Source organism: Coleofasciculus sp. G3-WIS-01 (assembly GCF_040223135.1).
Taxonomy (GTDB): domain Bacteria; phylum Cyanobacteriota; class Cyanobacteriia; order Cyanobacteriales; family Coleofasciculaceae; genus Coleofasciculus.
In genome coordinates, this window is the sequence record NZ_JAVJZI010000273.1 from 1 (window position 1) to 3814 (window position 3814).

At 48.1% G+C, this 3814-nt stretch carries 3 protein-coding genes; all 3 read right to left on the bottom strand.

Annotation, left to right across the window (positions count from 1 at the left end; all coding sequences use genetic code 11):
• Positions 1-13 precede the first annotated feature (13 nt).
• Entirely contained in the window at positions 14-1159 is a 1146-nt protein-coding gene (locus tag RIM23_RS29360; RefSeq protein ID WP_446371854.1) for an RNA-guided endonuclease InsQ/TnpB family protein, read from the bottom strand.
• A gap of 331 nt (positions 1160-1490) precedes the next feature.
• Positions 1491-2774, bottom strand: a complete 1284-nt coding sequence (gene serS, locus RIM23_RS29365) for a serine--tRNA ligase (RefSeq protein ID WP_446371856.1) — start codon at positions 2772-2774, stop codon at positions 1491-1493.
• A gap of 208 nt (positions 2775-2982) precedes the next feature.
• Positions 2983-3552: a DUF3611 family protein gene (locus RIM23_RS29370; RefSeq protein ID WP_446336845.1), complete on the bottom strand. Its 570-nt coding sequence runs from the start codon at positions 3550-3552 to the stop codon at positions 2983-2985.
• Between the last annotated feature and the right edge of the window lie 262 nt (positions 3553-3814).

Consider the following 3814-nt stretch of genomic DNA (forward strand, 5'->3'; position numbering starts at 1 on the left):
CTACCCAGACCTGCTAAAAGCTGAGGTCTGGGTTTTCAGTAGCCCTGAAGTCATCAAACAAGTTAAGCTGAACATACTTGATTGTTCGTGTTAACTTGCACGATAACCCCGTGCCTCCAGGCTGGTTTATAGACAGCCCCACAAGTGCAATGTTGTTGGCTCCGTTGAAATCGGCATCCCCATGCCAACCACAGTGTCCACACCTAAAGGTCTTACCACTGCGGTAAGACTTTCCTTTTACCGGATGAATGTGCAAACACTTATGGCATACCTGAGAGGTGTAAGCCGGGGGCACTGGGATAACTTGAACGCCAGCAGAAGGTGCCTTATATTCAATGAACATTCGCAACTGGTAAAATGCCCATGAGTTCGAGCGTCTACGCTCTGTTTTGTTTCTCGGTTGCTGGTTAGTCCTTTCCCTGATGCCTGTTAAGTCTTCTATAGCAATTGAGGCACTTAACTCAACCGCCCGTTTAACCACCAACTTAGAAATGTTGTGGTTAAGCCATTGTTGATAGCGTCTCTCCCTCCCCGACAGCCGTTTCAGAATTTCCCGACATCTGCGTCGAGTTGTTCTCGTGCCTTTCGAGGCTTTCTTTTGGAGAGATGCCCTAACCCTAGAAAAATTATCTCGTGTTGACTGGATGTGTTGACCGTTCCACCTTTCATCCTCTGATGTAACAGCGATATCGCGACGCCCCAAATCAACACCAATTACCTTATCGGTGTCTTTCGGGTCTGGAGGGGTGTCCTTAATCTGAACGTGCAGGTAGAACTGACCATCACGGTGCTTGCACAACTGAGCTGAAGTTGACTTTCTCCCTTTAAGTTTTCCTTTCTGGTAGTTACCTGGTTTCAAGCTTTGTACAGACGCGCCATGGCGCGTCTCTACCCGCTCCCTACCCTGAACAGTAGCAAGGCTTACTGTCCAGTCGTGTTCTCGGAGTCGAAACAAGTCTTTGTCACAGTCCATACTGCTTGGTTTAAAGTCTTTGACAGGCTTGCCCTTTTGCTTAGCCGCCTTTCGATTAGCTGATACCCTGGCGCAAGCCCTAACTGCCATATTCGCCACCAAATTGAATTGGCTTTTAATGGTTTGATAGGTCAAAGATTGAATGGCTATCTTGTTGGTTAGCTTGGGATCAGTATGCTCGTTCACATAGTTGCAAGCATCCGCTCTCCGCCTGAAGGGTTGCTTCCAATTTGGCCACCTGTTCAGGAGAGGGTTGAAGCTTAACAACTATCGTGAGGACTTGTTTCATAGCTGCCATTATACCACCTGTCGGGAATAGGGGAAATGCTTCAGGTATTGAACCGTCGCATTTCCCACTCTCCCTCTACGGCTTACCTCCACTCCGTTTCGGTTGAAGCCGTAGCCCCTCGTGGTTCAGGGTGGCTTTCAATACTTGTTGATTGTCCACAAACCATACTCTCGATAGATTCTTAGAAGCTGTGGGTTTTTGGAGTTTAAGCCCAAGATGGGTTAATGCTCATAACACCTCACGCCCCATATAAGGGTGTAGAACCTCTGGTATTTTAACTGAACCGTTCGGTTGCTGATAATTCTCTAAAATTGCCGCTAGGGTGCGTCCAATGGCTAATCCTGAGCCATTTAAGGTATGCACAAACTGAGTCCCTTTTTTGCCCGCTTCCTTAAAGCGTAGACTACCGCGTCGTGCTTGGAAATCACTGCAATTGGAACAACTCGAAATTTCTCTGTATTTTCCCGAAGAAGGTAACCACACTTCCAGGTCATAGCATTTTGTGGCAGAGAATCCCAAATCCCCAGTACAGAGTTCAATCACCCGGTAAGGGAGTTTTAATGCCTCTAAAATTGCCGCTGCATCCTCAACCAGCTTTTCATGTTCAGCTTCCGAGGTATTCGGATGAACAATTTTGACCAGCTCAACTTTATTAAACTGGTGCAGTCGAATCAATCCTTTGGTATCTCGCCCATAGCTACCGGCTTCTCGGCGAAAGCAGGGAGTGTAGGCACAGTGATAAATAGGGAGTTGGGAGGCGTCTAGGATTTCATCACGGTAAAGATTAGTTAAGGGAACTTCCGCCGTAGGCAAAAGCCACAGATCATCACTGTCGCACTTGAAGCTTTCTTCGGCAAATTTTGGCAGTTGACCCGTCGCCGTTAATGAGCGGCTGTTAATCAGCATTGGTGGTATGACTTCCACATAGCCTGCTGCAATTTGCCGATCTAGCATAAAACTAATCAACGCTCGCTCTAAGGCAGCACCTGCGCCGATGAGACTGACAAAACGGCTTTGGGCAACTTTCACCGCCCGCTCAAAATTGAGAATACCCAGGGTTTCGCCAATTTCCCAATGGGGTACAATTTTGTCATTCTGGGGAATATACTCGTCACCCCAACGGCGCACCTCGACATTTTCCGCTTCACTCCGACCCATGGGAGTTGAAGGACTGGGTAGATTGGGTAGGGAGAGTAATAGCGCCTCAATTTCTGCTTTGAGTTCTTTTTCTTGAGGTTCTAGTTCACTAATTTGGGTTTTAACCTGGTTGCCTTCCTCTCGCAATTGTTGGATTTCCGGCGCGTCAGGGGGACTCCCTGCTTTAATTTTTTGACCGATGAGTTTACCAATCTCATTGCTGCGGGCTTGCAGGCGGCTACGGGAGGTCTCTAGCTCCCTTTGACGCTGATTCAAGTCCAAAATGGGCTGAAGGTCATACTGACCCGCCCCGCGTTGCTCTAGGCGTTCTTGGACGCTTTGTGGATTTTCTCGGATTTGCTTTAGGTCAAGCACAGATTTTTACGGATACTGGGCAAAATTGCCTTGGGCATCTGGGTGAAATTACCATTTTCCAGAATACCAATCTGGCACAGTTATGTGCCAAAGTACAGGGTATGATTTCCCGAAAGCGGGGAGGTGGGGAAGCATGTAGAGACGCGCCATGGCGCGTCTCTTAGCTGGGGGGGAGTGATTCTTATCAAAACAAATGACGAATGACAAATTACCGATTAATGCGATTGAACAGCCAGATGGCAATGGCGATGCCCGCGAAATGAGCAGTAATGGTGTTGATATTCGCCTGTACCAGAAATAAGTCTAAGGGTCGAATGAATCGATTAGCATCATAAACCGTTAAGCCAGAAGGTTGAGAAATCGAGCGGATCACAATGCTGCCGATAATGGCTTGGGCGCCCAGAATCGTCAATAACATTCCCGCCATATTGACAATTAATCCTAGCCTGATGGTTTTGAGGGTATCGGCTTTGCTGGGTCGTGTTTCCACATTACCAGTCAGCAGTTGCTTGGAAATGCGAGTATAGCGCCATGCGATGTAGACACCTACGCCCAAGGTGACTAACCCACATATTGCTAAAAATATGCCAAACCCAACACCCTGTTTTTCTTCTGTCGGTCCGATGGTGCGACCCGCGATTCCCGTGAGTAAAATCCCCAGTGAAACAACACCAAGGGTTAATTGTACCCATAAGGCAATCCTGCCAAAGGTACGCAGCACCAAGGCGATGCGCTGGAGGGGAGTGGGGAGTGAGGAAGTATCGGGCAATTCTCGCATGGGGACTCAAATCCGTGAGTGACACCTATTTCATATTTAACCAGGAGAACGAAGAAGCTGTGATTTGTTTAGCCAAAGGCTGACTACCACGACTGTTTGCCACTCCGGATAAAATTTCATAATTCATAAAAATCCTTCGTTGTGGGAAACCCTGTGTCCCTTCGCTTCGCTTATCGGGCAAGCTTTAGACCAGGGAGGAACAAGCGGTAGCGGTTTAAGAAGCATACCCCTTTCGGGGTGGAGGGGTATGGTTGCCCCTCCG

What these genes read in the sequence shown, in the direction of transcription:
- RIM23_RS29370 (WP_446336845.1), bottom strand. Translation starts at nt 3,552, where the DNA reads ATGCGAGAATTGCCCGATACTTCCTCACTCCCCACTCCCCTCCAGCGC.